This is a genomic window from Veillonella sp. S13053-19 (genome assembly GCF_002959835.1).
GTDB lineage: Bacteria > Bacillota > Negativicutes > Veillonellales > Veillonellaceae > Veillonella > Veillonella rogosae.
The window spans coordinates 171,119-190,859 of record NZ_PPDA01000014.1 but is presented as its reverse complement, the minus strand read 5'-3'; the positions used below and the strand labels follow the sequence as shown (position 1 = coordinate 190,859).

The following is a 19,741-nucleotide window of genomic DNA, read 5'->3' as shown; positions in this document are numbered from 1 at the left end:
CGTATTTGACGATATATGATATAAACCCTATAATATAAACAGATAGCCAAGCGAGTGGTTCCGTCGGGCTCATCTCAAAACTATAGTTAATTGATGAAATGGCCTTTCAGTTATCCAGTTACTGGTAACGAAGGGCTATTTGTCTTTTCCAAGACAAATAAGTGCCACAAGTGCTCCAAAGGCAATGGCGAACATATAAGCGAATCAATAAGAATCTATTAATAGAAATATACGAAATATATTATAAAGACCCCATGTATTAGATCGTTACATCCAATACATGGGACTCTTTTATTTTATGAGTACTATATATTTATATAGTACTTATCACCATATACTTTTATATAGTAACTATTATATTAGAATTTATGTGTAAATCCTGTATTTACAGACCAGCCAGCTTTATAGTCGCCAGATAGACCTGTGCTAATATCAGCGAAGATACTGTTATTTGCGTTGAAGCCATAGCGGCCACCGAATGCTAGATCAGTCCACGTACCTTTCATGTCTTCGGATGTGTATTTAGTAGTAGCACCACTTGTATACGCAGTTTTCACTGTACCAGAGAAGGCATGGTTCACACCAACACGAGTATAGATGTTACCTGCCCCGAAGTTTTTACCAATTTCAAGGCCAAGGCCACCTGCTGTACTACTCACACCAGATTGCTCTACATGCATGCTGCCTGCATTGAAGCTGTCACCACCGAAGTGAGTGTAGCTCAATTGTGCTTGTGGTTCAATGTATGTACCATTTGAAAGTTTCACAGTTTTACCATAGCGTACACCGATAGAGTATGCATTAGCTTTAGTCTCGCCAGACAGTCTTTCACCAATTTCATTACGAACTGTAAAGTCGTTAGAAGCACGACCTACTTGAGACTCGATATGGATGTATTGGTTGTTACCAAGATCTTTCAAGCCGTACGCATCAACAGCAAAGGCTTTTTCTTTGCCAGTACCATTGAATACGTAATCATCGTTGCCACGAAGGTAAGAAACTTGACCACCTACAGTCCAACCGCTGCTAGTTTTAGCATCGTAACCGCCTTGAATGCGTGTATATGTTGTATCTGTATCGATACCTTTTGCGGTATAGCTATACTTACCACCCCCAACGCGAGCCCAAATACCTGTTGGTTCGCCTTGTTGCAATACACGTGGACGATACATATTATCTGTCAATGTTCTCCAACCATTGATATTACTCATGATGGCAGAACGAGCGCCACGCATATGAGGTGTATCAAAATCACCTAACACAACATGAATATGACCGTTGTTCTCAGGTTTAGGAGCTGGAGCTGGCTCTGGTTTTGGAGCTGGCGTCGGTGTTGGTTTCACCTCTGGTTTAGGAGCTGGAGCTGGTGTAGGTTTTACCTCTGGTTTTGGTGTTGGAGCCGGTGCTGGTGCTGGTTTTACCTCTGGTTTTGGTGCCGGCGCCGGTGTAGGTTTTACCTCTGGTTTTGGTGTTGGCTTAGGTTGAGGCTTAGGCTCAGGTTTTGGAGTTGGTTTTACTTCTGATTTCGGAGCCGGAGCTGGTTTATTTTCACCATATACGTATTTACCTTGACCATTTTTATCTGCTTGCCAAGTAATAGCGCCTTCCTTAGCATACCCTTCAGTCAACACCTTAAAGCGTGCAGACTCAGCACCATTAGAAGCAATACCTACAGTACCTTGAAGGTTTCTTTCACCATTTACATAGTTATGATAGTAAATCTTGTGAGCCAAGTTATCTAAAATTTTATTTACATTATCCTCAGAGGATACATCAAGCCCTTTTTGACTAGAGAATACATGGGCGTACGCATTAGGTGCCGCACTTGTAATATGAATATCTCCACTCCAGAAGGACTCTGGCGTTAAACCATTATAGATTTTTGTTGGTGTTGCATTTGCTGGATCTTCTGGAGTACCATACTCATCATTTATATCGTAAAAGAAATTTACATGACCTTCTAACTTATCGATATGAATTTCATTATACTCATCTTGAATTACTGCATTCGCATAGTTACGATTCTTGGAGCCTACAAGTCTATGTACATGGCTAGGTTGCGTACTACCACTTAAATTTCCTTCATGCAAACCAGCTTGGTAGAAATGATCCCAATAACCATAATCGCCAAGAAATACATTAATATGGCTTGGATGTTTAGCATCTTTATCTGCTAAATTAAATGCTAAACCGTCCCATAGTGACAATTTACCATCAATACCAATATTAATCTCAGACGCATGATTTGGATCACTTTTAACAATAACATCACCTACTAAAGATAAGTCCTTGCCGATAAAATTGCCTGTATTACCATCTACGCCAATATTAACAGTACCACCTTGAGCTACTGCAATAGGAGTACTCATAGTATGAACATCATAAACACCTTCCTTAAGAGTAACAGTACTGCCACCTTTACTGCTAATAAAAGGCTTATTATTATCGCCAATATTAGCCACTGCTCTATCAATAGTAACTGTACTACCAGTATCTGCCTCAATCGTAGATACTTTGTTTGTCATTGCACCAGCCGTGAACTTCCCACCGTTATTTGCAGTAATATGTGCACCAGTAGGTGAAGTAACTAATGTACTCCCCGCCATTGCATACTGACCTACAGAACTAGCAATCGTCAGGGCAATTGCCAAAGATAAGTTCGTTTTACTCACACGTTTCATAAGAACCCTCTCTCTACATGATATAAACTATTATTAAATAATTTAATTATAATTTACAATTATATATTTGTAAATATGAAGTAAATTTTCCACATATCATGTATAACAATATAAAACGCAGTAACTATAGTTACTACTAACGTATACGTATATATATTTTTGTATATTTCTATTTATAGATTCTTATTGATTCGATTATATGTTCGCCATATAATGGATTTAAGATAGTCAGGCGAGGTTGGGCCTCTCTTCGTTAATGAAGGGAGGGTTGTCTATGAGTGATTATGAGTTGATCATGATAATTCTAGAGGTAATGACGGTTGTCATTGCCTTTGGTGCACTTGTGGCGCTTATTTGTCTTGGAAAAGACAAATAGCCCTTCGTTATCCCTAGATAATTAGGTAACTGAAAGGCCATTTCATCAATTATTTATTCTCTTGAGATGAGCCCGACGGATCTACTCGCTTGGCTATCTGTTTATATTATAGGGTTTATATTATATATCGTCAAATACAGATAAACAATACTAATATGTTGTATTATAAACCAAGAGGCAGCGACTGAGTCACTGCCTCTTATCTTTTTATCTTTATCTACGTGCCACACGCATAGCGGCCATCATTCCTGGAGATTTCCAGACGGATTGACCATTGTCTGAAACGAGTTTGTTGTTATAGTAGAATACATCTGCATTGTAATAATTACTATCGCTAGATGTTACCTTATAGCTAAGACCAGATGTCGTATATACTGTGAAATTAAGTACATCCCCTACTCTCTTTACAGAGTCTTGGTCTACATACCAGCTATTACCATTATAGGTCGTAGCATATACATCGGTACGAGCTTCTACATCATGTGTATTAATGCCAATCAACACGAGCAGAGCCACTAACATATATAAGAATTTACTCATTAGAATTACCTCCGTTTTATCGTTGGAATACTTGTTTATTATACCAAAAAACGGTGAGATTCGCATTAAAAGGGCACCTTCTTCTCCATCCACGATTGACTACTTTCAATGTACAACGTAATGCGTTTCATAATAGGTTTTTCTATGAAAGCTAACCGCATATAGTCTACCACCATGCCAACTATGAAAATGAGTGCCACTACAAGAATTGCATATAATGGTAATAAGACAGAATCGTAATACTGATAAGTACTGAATATATTGTCCCACATATGGTGAAGGAACAGCTTATTATCGTACAGTAAGTAAATACCAAAGGTAGTCGATGCTACCGTATTAATCCAAGGACGATAGGTAATCTTTGCTTTCAAGAAAATAATAAATAAACCTATGCCAAGTAGTAGCTGGAAGAAACCATAGTCATTTTGGGTAAAATAGAAAATCTGTTTCATATACGCTGGGTCGGTCGTAGCCAGTATATCTACGAGAATATCCCCTGCGAAGGCGCCTAAGATGCCAACAGCACTCAAGATAATACCCGTTTTTTGTGTTATATGAGATCCAAACCCATAGCCACGCCGAGCATAGCTATACTATAAAACTATATCTGCCCTACTAGCTTCCCAAACTTATGTAGCTTGAAGCTACTAGAAACCATGAAATGTCCCGTTATCATAACGAAGGCCACTACACCGGCCTTGCCTCCAACCCCAAAGACCTGGAGGAATACCTTGTTAAATGTTAACTCCTGCGTAAAGGGAAATGTTCCATGCACAGTGAAATGGTGCATAATAATCAGCACCATCGAAACAATGCGCAATAACTCAATATTGCTTTCTCTCATGCGCTCAACCTCTCATTCTATAAACCTCAAATATCTCTCAAAACTATAAAATTGGATACTACCAAACTCTGATAACAAGATGATAAAGCCCAATACCTATATAATAGAGAAGTTATATGCATCTTCATCTATAACTTCATTTATGATAATTTCAATAACTATATTAGAACTGAATATAATATATAGCAGATACATACCCCATAAAATACAAGATATATATGAGAATGTTGTGACATAATTTACGCATATATATATTCATGCCCAAAAGAATATAAGTATACGAAAAGAATCTAGACATATTAACAGAATCTAGGCAAACTAACAGAATCTGGGCATATAAAAGGACAGTTGATTCTCATCAACTGTCCTTTTAGTTTGTAAATTAGAATTGATATGTAAGGTCTACACGATAGTAGTTTGGAAGTTTAGGGTTATAGGACAAAAATTAGTACAACCCTGTAGTAATTTAAAATCCCCTTGATCAGTACCAAGATACTCATCAAAGGGATTATATTAATTATGAAAAAAACAAATAGCCCTTCGTTATCCTAGGATCGCTATTAAATTCAAGTCACATCTTAGGCTTTAAATATAACACCATTATGCTCTAGTTGTTCCACTGTTTTTTTACCAATGCCCGGTAGCATCAATACTTCTTGTTTAGTAATTGTTTTAAAATCATCTACTGTGTATAGGCCGGCTTGTGAAAGTGTAATTTGTGCACCGAACCGTATATTGTCATATACCGGATTTCCACGCAAAGCCCCACCTTTAGCAACCTCTACGGGACTCATATGAGCGGACTCGCGTTTTCCCATATAACTATCATTAGAGTACCGATTTATAACAGTTCGACCGGTAACACGTTCATACGCATCATATAGAGTCTGCCATAGTGGACTTTCAAAATCCACTAATTGAGTTGGTAAAAATGAGATAGCAGTATATAAGCTTATTAATTCTCGTGGGTCAGAATCTATGTTGCTCACTTGGTCTACCATATACATAATAGCCTCTAAATGATCTTCTACAAAATCGTTCCAGCGCGTTGCATCTTGTAATAACCAATCAATATCTTCATATTCATCAACAAGATCTACTAATACATCATGGGCTATCTTGCTTTCACCACACTGCAAAGCCAATAGAATATACAGCATATGCATAGGCAACATGATATCCGGAGCCTGATTAAATGCATTTTGTATATCATCGCAACATGCAAGATATCGCTGATATACCTTGCGGCCGCGATCCCAGTTGGCAGCGCCACAACAAGCAACCATCATATACACAAGAAATCCCGAATGATCTTGCTTGTCTCCGTGAAAAACTGGCGTAAAGCAGGCAATCGCATCATTATACATATTATATTCTAAATATATCATCCCCATGTCGATGAGGCAACGCATATAAGGACGCGTCTCTATTATATTCCAATCTATTTTCTTTGGTTTTTTCAACGATTCTACTAGCTGTTTCAACTGATAAATTTGAAAGCTTGGATGTAACTCAAGAGCTATGAGTTCTCGTTTAGCATCTACTTCATCAGGACATAATACAAGGATTTCATTGTATAACTTCCTTGATTTCTCATTCGTATCAGCCTCTTCTGCAGCCTCATATAAATCACGTAATTTCATTTCTATCGTATTATTAAAATCACCACGATTATATTGAGTCATAAATGCTTCTAACAAATCCTCAATAGATTTGAAATCAGATTCATGTTCGGATACAAATTGTTTCTGTAAACGTAATAATAACTCACTATAAAAGTTAAACATAGAGTATCTCCTTATACATATGAACGTAAAAATACTACTCATATGTAATATAGCACGAGGGAATATATTAATTCTAGAGGTAATACCTCGACCTATTAATATCTCATCTGAAAATGGGTTGGCAACTAGACGATAAAAATGAGACACCGATTATAGTCGATGCCTCATTCTTTTGGGGGTCTATCAATATTATGTTTATGTTGCAATACATTAGTACACTAATTGACCAGCAAATAACGGTATGTATCGCATGTTTGTAGCAAGTCTTTTACGTATATACGAGATGCTGTATCATCTAATTTCATTTATATATTCATTATACAAAATCGATATATTGAGGAGAAATAAACTGAATATAAACTTTATTAGATTTTTCAATGAAAACATGTATCAATTTTGCTCATCTAATGGCTTAGAATCGATGCGTATACCCTGCATTAATCGCCCAGCTTTGCTTGTATGTGCCAGATAGACCCGTGCTGATATCCGCATATAGACTATTATTTGTATTTATACCAAAGCACCACTAATTAGAGTGTAAAAAACAAAGTCCTAAATTACTATAACGTTCTAATGAGTGCTTACCACCCTTAATGAATTTCCAAGAATCTTCATAAGAGTCACAACAAGAAAAATCAGAATTACAAAGAAATGATATAAAATCATCAATATTATCTATATATTTCTCTGAAAACTCTAATGCATAATCTTCCTTTTCTTTATCACTAGCATTTTGAAGATTATATAATACATGATCTAAATTACAAGACATATAATATACCTTATAAGGAATACCATTGTAAATACCACTTGTATTAGTACTCAATGTATCTACATTTTCTCTCTTTTGGACATTTCTAAGACGAATATTCTCTACATTTGAGGTTTTTATAGATACAGGTGAATAAAATGGATCTTTACATGATTCATCAAATCGGATGAGTTTATCATCTATATAAGCACCATCCATATCAACAATATGAATAATCCTATCTATGTCTGACTTCTTAAATTTATCTTTTGTAATCCATGATTTAACCTTGTTTCCCAAATGTGCTTTTATTTTTGATTGATCAATATTTTTATCAGTAGTAATATCACCATGTATTATCTTTGTTACAATACGATCACTATCAAAATATTTAACAAAATACCGTTCTAATGCAGAAGCGTCTGATGGACCTTCCACGATTACTAGCACTATTTTTTTTCGTGCCACTTATATACACCAGCTTTCTTGAAAGCATATGAAATTTCAGCATTTTGTGTTGGTTTATAGACTTCTTCTGCTTGCTCACCTAATGTAATATCCCGATAATAAAAATCTCTTAAATTATTAGATGACTTCACATTTTTAGGACGAATATAACGATTATTAGGATTTGTTGTGGTAAAAGCTATGCATCCTTTATCCAATGTCTCTAAAGGACGCAAATTATGTGAAGTAAAAATCAATTGACCTTTACCTTTTTCAGCTATAATTCGAAGTAACTCCCCTAATAAATACTCAAAAATACCAGCATCCAATTCATCAACTGCAATAGTAACAGATGGACGATTATATACAGCAATTAATAAACTCAAAATAGATATAATTTTGCGTATACCTTCTGATTCATATTTTAAAGGTATACTTTTATCATTTTTATTAGAAACCAGCATTAAACGTTTACCGTTTTCACCATTTTCTAATAATTCAACGCCTAAATCAGATGCTGAAATCCGTAAGCCTGGAATAATTTCAGATAAAACTAAATTCATCATGCTGATAATATTATGAATTTCATCAACAATAGGTATAGGTAAAGTAACTGGTTTATCTAAAGGTAATGTAATTGTACCGATTCGTCCCATATCATCTTGTTGTACATTTATTTCTAACGGTAATACATTAAGACTGTGTAAACCACTATGAGAGGTTAATACGACAAATAAATCATGATTACCATATTTTACTAACATATGTATAATCATAAAAATATAATTATACTCACTAGTATTTTCAATAAATTCTTGTCTAGAATTAAGACGTTTCAAAAATAGTGAAGAAAATAAAAAAGATCTGGATGTAGCTTGGCAAAGACGTTTATCTACAAGAAAATCAGTCATATCATCATAGTGTTTACCAAATAAAATTTCAAATTTGCTTTTAGGTACAAACACTTCTGTAGTATCTGTATTAGCAATTATATTCTTCCTAATCGATGTAGTACTGTTTTCCATTCTATACTGTAATACTTCTTTTTTTACAATAGGTATAGTTTTTATAGAATCTATATTGTCTGTATTACTATCACTTGTAACCTTATTTCTAGCTAATTCTATATCGTAATATACATGTATATTATCATCATCAATTTGTAAAGAAAATTCAAAAGAGAGTTCTGCCAAATCACTATTGATATTAATATAATCAACTAAATGATCTGGTAGTCTCTGCCCCATCAATAACTGTTTTAATATATCAATCGCATTAATTAAAACCGTTTTTCCTGAGCCATTTTGCCCGTATAAACCTAATAAATTTGATGAAGAACATTTCTTATCTACGTTCAATTTAATATGACCATATTCAACATTCTTTAGATTTTTAATTGTAATCTCTTCTAAACGAACAATAGGCGTATTCATAGTTGATTCTCCTTTTCTTGTCAATAGTGTATCACAAACTTGACAAACAAAAAAGAAGAACTGTAAAAACAGAATAAAAAATTCCGTTTTTACAGTTCATGCATAGATATTTATTATAGAGCCACTAATAATAAGGATTATATAAGAAGCAGTTATTAATATTGAAAATTGTCGCAAATTACAATAACAAGTTGAACATTGACAGTTGAATAGTCTGTCAGGCGACACAGGAATAAATCCGATCCAGTTCATTCTCGAAGAGATCATCCGGAGTACGGTAGCCCAGTAGTTTTCTTGGAAGGCTATTACACCATGTCTCGATTTGAGAAATCTGCTCATCAGAGTAGCTATCGATGCGTTTCCCCTTGGGGATGAATCTGCGGATCAAGCCATTGTGGCGTTCTACGGATCCCTTTTCGCAAGAGGTATAGGGATGGGCAAAGTAAACCAGCGTTTTGCTTAAGTCCTCCAGCTCGGACAACATCGAGAACTCGGATCCGTTGTCTGTCGTAATCGTCTTGAAGATGGTATCCCAGTGTTAACTGTACTGTGAACGGATGGTTGTTAAAGCAGCCATGACACCGTTTGGATTCCGACCCGGAACACGAATCATCCAGTACTCGCGAGTTTTGCGTTCAAGCATGGTGAGCAGAGCGTCGTCATCCTTCTTCTTTGAACCGATGACAAGGTCTGCCTCCCAGTGCGCAAACTCACTGCGGTCATTTGCTTCCGATGATCGTTCTTCGATGCTGCGTCCAAGAACCCTTTTGTTTTTACGGACTTTCACCCTTTTTGAAGATCTACGGAGTTTCTCGGGAAGATGGATGTTCTTGATGCCTAGCAGTCCGAGGTCAGCATAGCTATATAGTGTCTTAGTACAGACAATCTGCCCTCTGGTGAACAAGCCTTCTTTCAGGGCATAGCCAACACAAGCATCCAGTGACCATCCGTCTTCGAAAAACTTTTTCTCAACAAACGAGATGAAATCGACTTTCTCGAGGAAGTCGTAGTGCCTACAGCACACTTGACGGTTCTGTTCGTAGGTAGCTTGTCCGGCGGTGGCTTTGTAGCGGAGAATATTTCCTTTGTACAGTACCACTGTTCCTCGCTTAATCTCGTTGCGAACGGTGTTTGGTGCACATCCGATTTCCTTGGCGATTTTGTTGGGACTCCAACCATCCTTAAGGCGTATTTGAATCAAAACCCGGTGCTCAAATGAAAAATGTTGTCCCTTTCTGTGCTCAGTTGTAGTAGAATATAAGTAGTCCATAGGGATTTCCTCCTTGTGAATGAAGCTTTTGACACTTACATTCTACCAAAGAGAGAGCCTTATGGACTTTTTGTGTTACTTGTTCAACTTGATTTTACAATCGACGAAGTTTTATTTTCTTATGATCTTTTAAATTATAACGTCAATGCAAGTTACAATAACTTTTTAACTATCTTTTCTCTAAAAGACATAAAATATGTATTTCTCCACCATACGGCACACCATATCCCTATGCAGATTATATTGATCACAATGAGTCGAATCGCAAGGGTTAATACATCGTTATTCAAATCAAACTGCATGAGTCCATATTGGATTAGCGAACCTACAGCTATTAAAAGGATAACGTGTTTTAAATAAGTTACATAATAGGTAACAAGGGACCCTCGCAAGCCATGTTTAAATAGTATGTACGGTTCTACGATGAACGGCATGCACAAGGTAGTTAAGATCATGGCTAAAAGTATACCTATAATCTCATACTGTTGGACTAAGAAAATACCACTCGATATGATGAGTGTAGCCTCACAGATAGGCATAAACTTGTTATGAATGAATAGTCCCATGGAATCTATAAATACGAGTGCGCTTTTTCGCATGTAAGTCAGATAAAAATTGATAGCCATCAATAATACAATCGTATTAGATAGAACATACGCTTTACCGAGCCATAGTTCGATAAATGGATTGATAAAGAAATATAGATTCAAACTAATAATGTATGCTAACGTCCCTGTTATAAAGAAGAGTTGATGGAATACATCTAACTTGCGGTCGTTATCTGCTAAAGCATTGAGGTTACCAACGCTAGCCTTAAGGGAATTGAACACTTGATCGGATAGACGCATGACAGCGTTGATGAGTAAATAATAGTTACTAAAGAAACCAACTGCTGTAAGGCCTACAAACTTTGAAAGTATAATATTGGCACTGCTAAATACGGCGATACCTCCAATTTTATGAAGAACTAAGGCTTTTACATTTCCTATAATTTGACCCTTAATTTCAGTGGCAAGAGGTTCTATACCGCTCTCAGTGATATACGGATAGATACGCTGCGTACGGCGTGTGACAATAATATTTTCTGTTAAGGTCATACCGATACGGATCAAGATATAAGACCAGAAACTTTGGAATAGTACCAAGGAGATAACTTGTAACAGGCCCCCTACTACTTGTACTAAACCGCGTACATTATTGATGATATATTGCTTTTGGTCCGCAATTAATAGATTTCTATTGTAAGAATAGAAATAGCTAATCCCTGTATCGATGACGAAGAACAAATAGAACCACGTCAAATCTGGAATATTAGGCGGTGACTTGATGAAACTATAAAGCCAAGGCGATATGGAAAAACCTATGGCTATGATAAGTACACCTATGATGATATAAGCCCGTTTAAAGACTTTCATAATGGACTGAACAGCCTTGATATCATTCCTAGCTAATGGTCCATATAAGGTACACACAATAGCGGGCCCGATCCCCAATTCGGTGAGCGATAAAACAGATAAGATATTATCAAAGAGTCCATTGAGACCTACATATTCAATTGTTAAGTAGTATAAGAAGGTTAAGCGAATACAAAACTGCAATAGCATATTAATGCCATAAACGAGCAGTGTAGATTTCGCATTTCTTATAGCCGATTCAATCCTCATGTAACCACTCCTTAGATATCTATATTTTACCATATATTAGTAGCTCAATAACCTTGCTACACTCATATTTCTCTGCTACACTTAGGGTAAATATTCGTAGTCGCATATAAAGGGGAACTATATGTTAGAAGAATTAAAATTAGAAGTTTATAAAGCCAATATGATGTTGCCAAAATATAACATTGTAACATTCACATGGGGTAATGTGTCCGGCATCGATAGAGAATCCGGGTTACTTGTTATTAAACCATCTGGCGTAGAATACGAAGTAATGAAACCAGAGGATATGGTCGTAGTAGATCTCGAAACAGGTAAAACTGTGGAAGGCAATCTCAATCCATCTTCTGATACAGAAACACATCGTCAATTGTACTTAGCTTGTGATGGTATCGGCGGTGTTGTTCACACCCACTCCTCCTTCGCTACAGGTTGGGCACAAGCTCATATGGACATTCCTGCATTGGGTACCACACATAGTGATGACTTTTATGGGACCATTCCATGCACACGTCCTATGACAACTGAGGAAATCAAAAATGATTACGAATGGAATACGGGCGCTGTCATTGTAGATACCTTTAAAAGCAGAGATATTTCCATGACCGATGTGCCAGGCGTACTCGTTCACTCACATGGTCCTTTTGCGTGGGATACAACACCTACCAAGGCCGTAAAAAAGGCTGTTATCCTTGAAGAAGTAGCTAAAATCGCATACTACACGAAAACTTTGGCTCCTAATATCTCCAACATCCAACAAGATTTATTAGATAAGCATTTCTTACGTAAACACGGTAAAGATGCTTATTATGGGCAAAAATAACTATACTAAAACCCCCTACCATAAAATATATAGTCCCTGATAAGGTCTATATAAACAGAACTAATGGTAGGGGGTATTTCTATGCCAATATATATGGAATGCATATGTTCAATGTATATAGCCATTGTATATACACATGGGTATGCAGTCTTGTATATACACATTAATATGCGGTCTTGTATACGCCTATTGTTTTTGGAACAGATGATACCATTTCCGTCTCAACCGCAAGAAGAAGAGATTTGCATACTTGTCGAGTTGTTGTAGACCTTTACGCATACTGAGAGCCTCTTTAGAGACCCTATGAATGACAACTTGATCATAGCAATCAGCATGTCCTTTGAGGGTAGCCTTTACGGTAATCCTTGTTTCCTTTGGATGGAAATGAATTGTATAATCACTACCATTCCTCTCGATGGAGCTTTCACCATCAACATAGAGTGTAATATCCTTCGCCTCAGTCATATAGGTATATAACGATAAGTCTAGAGACTGTTTTCGATCATCCACATAATACTCATAGATAAAATCGTCAGCTTTCACGATTTTAATGAAAGGTTGAAGTGGATTATCTTGCATAGCCGTTGCATATACCTCTAGTTCTGCCAACGCTATAGGTCCATCAAATACTAGGCACAACTGATTTCCATGATACGTCGTATCTAGAGAAAGTACTAATGGATGCCCCTTTGGTAGCACTATACCAGCACCTACCTGTTGATCATCTATATATACAGTACATTCTCTACATGACTCATCAAAATCGATAGCGCTATATAGCACGATTTGGCGAATATCTTGAGCCTTATTCCAAGTTAATTGAAGAGACGGCTGAGTGTCTTCATCACTCGATGTCCAAGCTAACGGATTGAGCACAGGTTCAAGGCTATTGATGTCTAAAATATCAAAGAGCTTGAAATCAACGAGTCGATCCTTTGTATCTGAGTTAGAGGAAACCTCTATCTCTGCATCATAAGCGATAGAGTCCGTTCTCCGCTGCCAGAATACGATATCACTATTTATAACCGCCGATGCTTTAAAGCCAAAGGACTGAGAAGTATGTGCTTTAATAGCGTTAAATAGCGAACTATTCCATAAGAATGGACCACGGTTTCCTTCATTTACAGGGAATCTTACCCGATTTTTCCACTCATAGATGGACGAACCATACACATCGCGTTCACCAAAATAGTGATAGATTGCAGGTTCTTGCGGTTCTTTAATAGATTCTAAGTTAAGGGAATTGTAAAAATCAGGATAACTATGGAATGCCGTAACATAGGCAAAGCCTTTGTAAACTATAGGCTTATAAGTAGGATAATGGGCTTGCACATTACACAATGCTGTATCTAAGCCCAAGGATAACATCCTATGATCAGGGTGCGTATCGTAATCAATACCAAAGATAATAGCTGGATTAATGTGTTGCAATAGTAACTCCATATCAGCTATATAGTTATCCTTGAGATACTCGTGATGATGCCCCTTAACTTGATATATGAGCTCCTTAATACCTTCTGCTCCATAGGTTTCACTATAACCAGCATTAGATACAGATGGCTCCGAATCAGCATAAAAAATATGTCGATTCGGAGCAGTATTGAAGGAGTCCCCATAGCCTAAAAATATGATTTGTTCTTTAGGAATCCCTAATATTCTTAATGACTCGATAGCTTCTTGATATCGCACATTGGCAGGTACTGAATAGTCACCATTTGTGGTGTATGCTACGTATACAGTAGCCTTACAGTTCTGTAATGATACAAGCAAATCCCGCATCAAGTTGATTTCATCATCTTGATGCGGCACTAATACCAATACATTTGTATTTGCTAATAATTGATGAAAGAAGCTATTATCACACATTTTGTTGTTCATGTTCGTCTGAACCTTTACAAATTGCAAATCCTAACCCTAATAGTAACCAATAGGCATAGGTGATATCGATATTATCTCCTACCGCAGAAATTAACAGCCCCGTAGTCGATATACATAGGGTAATATAAATTAAATCGTTCTTGTTAGCCTTAGCTCGTTTGAACAAACCCCATAGGAGCATGCCTGCAGGAACTACAAATAAGAGAACACCTATAATCCCTTGCTCTGCAAATCGCGTAACATATTCACCTAGGGCAGGATAACCACTTTTTAAAATGCCCATATCTCGTTGTTCTATTACCCAATTGCGAATCTCGTTGATTTTCTTATCTTCATCGGTCAAATAATCAGTAACATATGCATTCTTAAGGCCCTTACCAACGCCGAGAACGGGATGATCTTTACCGATATTAAAGGAAGCTTTCATAATAGCAAAACGAGACCGATTGCTACGACCGGATGCAGAAGCAACAGACGTAACATTATTATCTACATAGGACTTAGTCATGCTTTCGATAGATGCCTGCTTAGCCGGTGCCTTGGCCGGCATAACATAGTTAATAAACCCTACCGAACCAATGAAGCCAACCACAGTGAGTAGTAAGATAGCGCCACCTTTATAGATATACTCCTTGTGTCTCGTATATAGCATATAGGCAGTCAAAAGTACTAATTCAGATAAGAATAGTACAGTGGCTGTTCTCGCCTTTGTCAAAAAGATGCCAAATGTAAATAAGCAAATAATGAGTCCCATTATGTATGGGTTCTTCAATTTTTTGATGAAAGCATACCACAAGAATGGTAATGCAAAGGTAGCATAAATCCCATAGTAAGAAGGCTCTGCAAAGAGGGATCGCATTTGGTTCTTCCATAGCAATGGAGGATACCAAGTTCCGCCATTTTTAATCTCATGGATATACGGATTGATAGCAGATAAAACCTTTTCACCCCATGGCATATGACCTAAGTAAGCCAGTTCAATGCAGTTATAGCCTAGTATCAATAGTACAGAAACTAGCACTGACTGCACGACTAAGGACACACCCTTACGCCACTCCTTAAAGTACCAATTGAATACCATATAGGCAGCACCAAAGGTAAATACATATTCTAATATTGTATTTTTGATAAACCGTACAATCATCCAAGCGCCAACGACGAAGGACTGACTTAGCTGTATATTATGTGCTTGTAACCAATCCATAAGGGCTGGCAACTTCTCAATTTGTTGAACGGGACCATTAATAACCGCATCATAATAGGGATATTGATATAGTCCATACATAAGTGAAACTAAAATATATAGCAAATACACTATGGAAAAACGCTTAAAGGTCTGAAAATGATGGAACTCCATTTTCTTCTTAATAGCTAAATATACGGTGTACAGCAAACCAATACACACAAAGACAACTGTCAATCTTCTGCTAAAGCTGCCAAAGAGGAAATTGATTTGCATAAACTTAGGTATATTTGTAAACAATATAGTGACTACCATACAGGCGAATAAGCTGTCTCTGACTTTAGTATTCATGTATACCCTCTTAACGAGAAGATAAACTATTAATTAGGTTAACCCATTTATCTATAATAGCCTCTTCAGAAAATTCAACTATATAATCATGCGCCTCATCATGCATACGCATACGCAACTCTCTATCATTTATTAATGTTTCTACATGACTCGCCATAGCATCTACATCAAATGGTGCTACGAGATAGCCATTTTTTCCATTATGAATCATATCAGATGGGCCTGAATATATATCAAAACTTACTAAAGGTAAGCCTTTTAGCATAGCCTCTAATAGAACTAGTCCAAATCCTTCAAATCTAGATGTAAACACTAGGAAGGAGTACTGACTATATATATCTAGAATATGATTATGGCTGCCCTTTAAGATGACTTGTTTCGTCAAACCTAAATCATCGATTGTTTGCTGCAAGGAGGCCATATAATTTCTATTACCCGTCCCATAGATATGCCATTGCCAATCTAAATGATTTGGCATAACACGGCTCGCCACCTCAATGAGATACTCATAGCCCTTTGCATAATCAATGCGGCCTACGCTAATGATTTCTCTCGAATCACTGGCATACGCTGGCAAGGGCTGATTTGTATTAATAAAATTATAAATGGATACAACCTTATCCTTTGTTTCACTGAACTTTTGGCCATAATTGATGCGCTCCTTATCCGTTAAGGTAACGATTACATCGGAACGATAATTAATACATTTTTGTTGAAAGCTACCAAAAAGCTTCTTTTTTAAGGTATTTCTCACATACTGTGCAGCTTCAAGGGTTCCTTGTTCCCAGAATACTACCTTCACAGGTAAGCCTAATGTACTCAACATGGCAATAATAGGCCAAGAGAACTTGCCTACCACAATTAATACATCAAGATGTAAGGCTTTGATCAAGGACCTCAATTTAGAAGCGTACCTAAAAAACTTATGGCGCAGCTTTCCCTTTATCTTATCTACATAATAGGTCTGTATGGTAGGTGACACAGGATAAACCGACTCGTTTTCATAAAACTGGATGAGACGTATATCAAAAATAGGCTCTAATGCATTACATAGATTAACAGCAACTCGTTCTCCACCGCCCAGTGTTTCAAGGGATTGAACGAGTACACCTACTGTTTGTGTCATTACGCATCGCTCCCCTTACAACTACTAGTAATATTAAAGGTATGTTCTAAACCATATGGCACTGTAAACTGTGGTGACCAACCTAAGCCCTTAAGTTTACTATTATCTAGTACGGCATAAGAAAATGGACTCGCTTGAGAATTCGTAATATTGTACGTCACATTTACATTGGCAATACGACCTATCTCTTCCGCTAACTCACTGATAGATATTTCGCTACCGTTCGAAATATTATAAGCATTGGCGCTTTCACCAGCAGTTAAAACAGAGAGAATACCAGAGACAGAATCGGAAATATACGAATACGATCGAATGGCACCGCCCGTACTATTTAAGACGATATCCTCCCCTTGGATAGCCTTTTTCATGAACTGTGCCGATGCACGGGAATCTCTCTCTAAATTATTAGCCCCAAAGGTGTGGCATAATCTAGCAATCACCGTATCTACTTGATATTGTTCATAATAGGAAACACAGAGGTTTTCCGCACATCGTTTACTTATAGGATAACAAGATCTAGAACTCGTAATATCAATGTAGCCTGCATAGTCCTCTGTAAAAGGATCACCATTACCTACCCCATAGATTTCACCAGATGAGATGAATAATAGGCGACAAGATGTAAATCGTTTCGCTAAATCTAGTAAGTATTTAGTACCTTGTACATTAGCTGTAATGGTACCTACTGGATCATTGTAAATTGTGGCTGGATGGGCATTGCTCGCTGCATGAATAATGTAATCCAAAGATGCTATATCCAAGTCACTGCAATCGCGATTTACATCGTATTCTATGAATCGTAAACAATCGCCACCATATGGAAACTGCTGCTCCAAAGCTGATACATTTCTACCACATCCATAGATGGTCATACCTAGTTGATACGTTTCATTTGCATACAGCAAGGTATCAATTATGTAAGACCCAACAAGGCCTGAAGCACCTGTGATGAGTATAGATGTATCTTTTAGTCGTTCAAGGTGAACAATATTTGATGCAGTTGTCTCTAAATCTTGCTGGTAAGCAGCAGAGTTCCATAGTGTATTCATATTATCTCAACCATTCAGAGCGTTTTAATGTTAATAAAGCCTTGAAGATATCTAAATCTTCAACAGTTGTTAATTTTACGTTCTTTTCAGAACCTTTAGAGAAGTATACTTCTTTGCCAAGTTCTACCATCAATGTACAAGAAGCTACGGAGTTTAAGATACCCTTTTCAATAGCCTCTCTGTGTAAATCACAGATGTCTTTAATGTAAAAAGCTTGCGGAGTTTGCGTTCTTTTTAAGTGATCGCGGTTATAAATTTCTGTAGAGTCTGTTTGGCTTTCAGATACAAGCATTGCTTCAGCACAAGGAATGACGGTAATAGCGTTCCCTTTTTCCTTCGTAACGCGAATACAATCAGAAATGATTTCTTCAGATACCATTGGACGGATCGCATCGTGAATCAACACGATATCGTCAGGGCCGAAGTGTTTTTCCAGTTCATACACACCATTACGAATGGATCCTTGGCCGTTTTCACCGCCAGAAACGATATATTTTAATTTAGTGATATTAAACTGTTTCGCATATACATCTAGTACATGGTGCCAACCATCTAAACATACAACGGCAATGGCATCGATATCTGGATGGTTTTGGAATGCTTCCAAAGTATAGATAATAACAGGTTTATCGTTAATATTAATAAATTGCTTTGGAATTTCTTGACCCATACGTTGGCCAATGCCACCAGCAATTAATAAGCCAATGTTCATAAATTTCCCCTCTATTCGTTAATGGTAACTGTTAAATCATGAGTTACCCGTTTTTCCTCTGGCGGCAATGTCATATAATCACCGTATATACCAGATAAATAAGTATCCCAACAAGAAAATGTAGGATACTGTTTTCCTTCAAATTCAACCATAACGGATTGTTCAAACTCGGACTTCAACATCCGTTCACCTACGCCATATAAGCCGTTTGTAACGATTCCCACATACGTTGATGCTTCATAAGTATGTTCAGCTGCTACAGCTTCAATGTTATTCACACATCGTTTTTGCCCATATAAATTGGCCATAGGCTTTAAAATATATTTCAAATATGCTTTAAGCTTGCTCTTCCCTTCCCCAGGAATGCAGTCCGTCAATTTTAAAATAGACCGATATCGATTGCATCTCTTATAGATATTGGCTACCTCTTCTATACTGTCAGGCAAACCATCTACAGGAAAGATATCAATCCATAAATGTTTCGTCCGATCGCTATCACTATATACGCGAGATACGTCTGTACGAGTATCCACAAGCTTTGCAAAGGGAGCGCTAAAATTATGTAATTGGTTAGACCTAACGCTATAAATATTATCGTCTAACTGGCTATATAGCTTTATAAACTTATCATAATCCGCTCGAGGCATACATACATCTATATCGTCATCCCAAGGAATAAAGCCTTTATGGCGGATGGCGCCTAGTAAGGTGCCACCACATAGGTAATATGTAAGATTGTGAGTTTCACAAAACTCACTAAATACGGATAACATTTGAAGTTCTAGCTCTTTTATTTCAGCTAGACTCAATACTCGACTCATACTATCTA

The 19,741-nt window shown here is 37.1% G+C and carries 15 protein-coding genes and 1 pseudogene; 1 reads left to right on the top strand and 15 read right to left on the bottom strand.

Annotated elements, in window-relative coordinates; all coding sequences use genetic code 11:
- Positions 1-359: 359 nt before the first annotated feature.
- From VEHSUH06_RS09330 to VEHSUH06_RS09295, 9 genes and pseudogenes are all read right to left on the bottom strand, one after another.
- Positions 360-2,681 (bottom strand): autotransporter outer membrane beta-barrel domain-containing protein, encoded by a 2,322-nt coding sequence (locus VEHSUH06_RS09330; protein WP_105098664.1) that lies wholly within the window; start codon positions 2,679-2,681, stop codon positions 360-362.
- Positions 2,682-3,270: 589 nt separating this feature from the next.
- Positions 3,271-3,597 carry a Tat pathway signal protein gene (locus tag VEHSUH06_RS09325; protein ID WP_105098663.1) on the bottom strand — a complete coding sequence of 109 codons (327 nt, stop codon included), beginning with the start codon at positions 3,595-3,597 and terminating at the stop codon, positions 3,271-3,273.
- A 65-nt stretch (positions 3,598-3,662) separates the two neighbouring features.
- Positions 3,663-4,127: a hypothetical protein gene (locus VEHSUH06_RS10870; RefSeq protein WP_233187934.1), complete on the bottom strand. Its 465-nt coding sequence runs from the start codon at positions 4,125-4,127 to the stop codon at positions 3,663-3,665.
- 71 nt (positions 4,128-4,198) lie between these two features.
- Positions 4,199-4,441 (bottom strand): acyltransferase family protein, encoded by a 243-nt coding sequence (locus VEHSUH06_RS10865; RefSeq protein ID WP_233187933.1) that lies wholly within the window; start codon positions 4,439-4,441, stop codon positions 4,199-4,201.
- Positions 4,442-5,019: 578 nt separating this feature from the next.
- The gene (locus VEHSUH06_RS09315) at positions 5,020-6,228 is read right to left on the bottom strand and encodes a hypothetical protein (protein WP_105098662.1); all 1,209 of its coding nucleotides are present in this window, start codon (positions 6,226-6,228) and stop codon (positions 5,020-5,022) included.
- Between the two features lie 526 nt (positions 6,229-6,754).
- Entirely contained in the window at positions 6,755-7,447 is a 693-nt protein-coding gene (locus tag VEHSUH06_RS09310; protein ID WP_233187932.1) for a hypothetical protein, read from the bottom strand.
- Positions 7,429-8,859, bottom strand: a complete 1,431-nt coding sequence (locus VEHSUH06_RS09305; RefSeq protein WP_105098661.1) for an AAA family ATPase — start codon at positions 8,857-8,859, stop codon at positions 7,429-7,431. The genes VEHSUH06_RS09310 and VEHSUH06_RS09305 overlap by 19 nt, the downstream gene beginning before the upstream one ends.
- Positions 8,860-9,076: 217 nt before the next feature.
- A pseudogene (locus VEHSUH06_RS09300) lies at positions 9,077-10,129 on the bottom strand (IS30 family transposase).
- Between the two features lie 152 nt (positions 10,130-10,281).
- Positions 10,282-11,793: a lipopolysaccharide biosynthesis protein gene (locus VEHSUH06_RS09295; RefSeq protein ID WP_105098660.1), complete on the bottom strand. Its 1,512-nt coding sequence runs from the start codon at positions 11,791-11,793 to the stop codon at positions 10,282-10,284.
- A 121-nt stretch (positions 11,794-11,914) separates the two neighbouring features.
- Between VEHSUH06_RS09295 and VEHSUH06_RS09290 the strand changes: the two genes are divergently transcribed.
- On the top strand, positions 11,915-12,613 hold the full coding sequence (locus VEHSUH06_RS09290; RefSeq protein WP_105098659.1) for an L-ribulose-5-phosphate 4-epimerase: 699 nt from the start codon (positions 11,915-11,917) through the stop codon (positions 12,611-12,613).
- A 186-nt stretch (positions 12,614-12,799) separates the two neighbouring features.
- On the opposite strand, the gene VEHSUH06_RS09285 is transcribed toward VEHSUH06_RS09290, so the two are convergent.
- The 6 genes from VEHSUH06_RS09285 to VEHSUH06_RS09260 form a co-directional block, all read right to left on the bottom strand.
- Entirely contained in the window at positions 12,800-14,491 is a 1,692-nt protein-coding gene (locus VEHSUH06_RS09285) for a PIG-L deacetylase family protein (protein ID WP_105098658.1), read from the bottom strand.
- The gene (locus VEHSUH06_RS09280; protein ID WP_233187931.1) at positions 14,472-15,776 is read right to left on the bottom strand and encodes an O-antigen ligase; all 1,305 of its coding nucleotides are present in this window, start codon (positions 15,774-15,776) and stop codon (positions 14,472-14,474) included. Before VEHSUH06_RS09280 ends, VEHSUH06_RS09285 begins: the two co-directional genes overlap by 20 nt.
- Positions 15,777-16,035: 259 nt before the next feature.
- On the bottom strand, positions 16,036-17,151 hold the full coding sequence (locus VEHSUH06_RS09275; RefSeq protein ID WP_105098656.1) for a glycosyltransferase family 4 protein: 1,116 nt from the start codon (positions 17,149-17,151) through the stop codon (positions 16,036-16,038).
- On the bottom strand, positions 17,151-18,200 hold the full coding sequence (locus VEHSUH06_RS09270) for an NAD(P)-dependent oxidoreductase (RefSeq protein ID WP_105098655.1): 1,050 nt from the start codon (positions 18,198-18,200) through the stop codon (positions 17,151-17,153). The genes VEHSUH06_RS09275 and VEHSUH06_RS09270 overlap by 1 nt, the downstream gene beginning before the upstream one ends.
- 1 nt (position 18,201) lies before the next feature.
- Positions 18,202-18,912, bottom strand: a complete 711-nt coding sequence (locus VEHSUH06_RS09265; protein WP_105098654.1) for a 2-C-methyl-D-erythritol 4-phosphate cytidylyltransferase — start codon at positions 18,910-18,912, stop codon at positions 18,202-18,204.
- Between the two features lie 11 nt (positions 18,913-18,923).
- Positions 18,924-19,733, bottom strand: a complete 810-nt coding sequence (locus VEHSUH06_RS09260; RefSeq protein WP_105098653.1) for a phosphorylcholine transferase LicD — start codon at positions 19,731-19,733, stop codon at positions 18,924-18,926.
- Positions 19,734-19,741 lie beyond the last annotated feature (8 nt).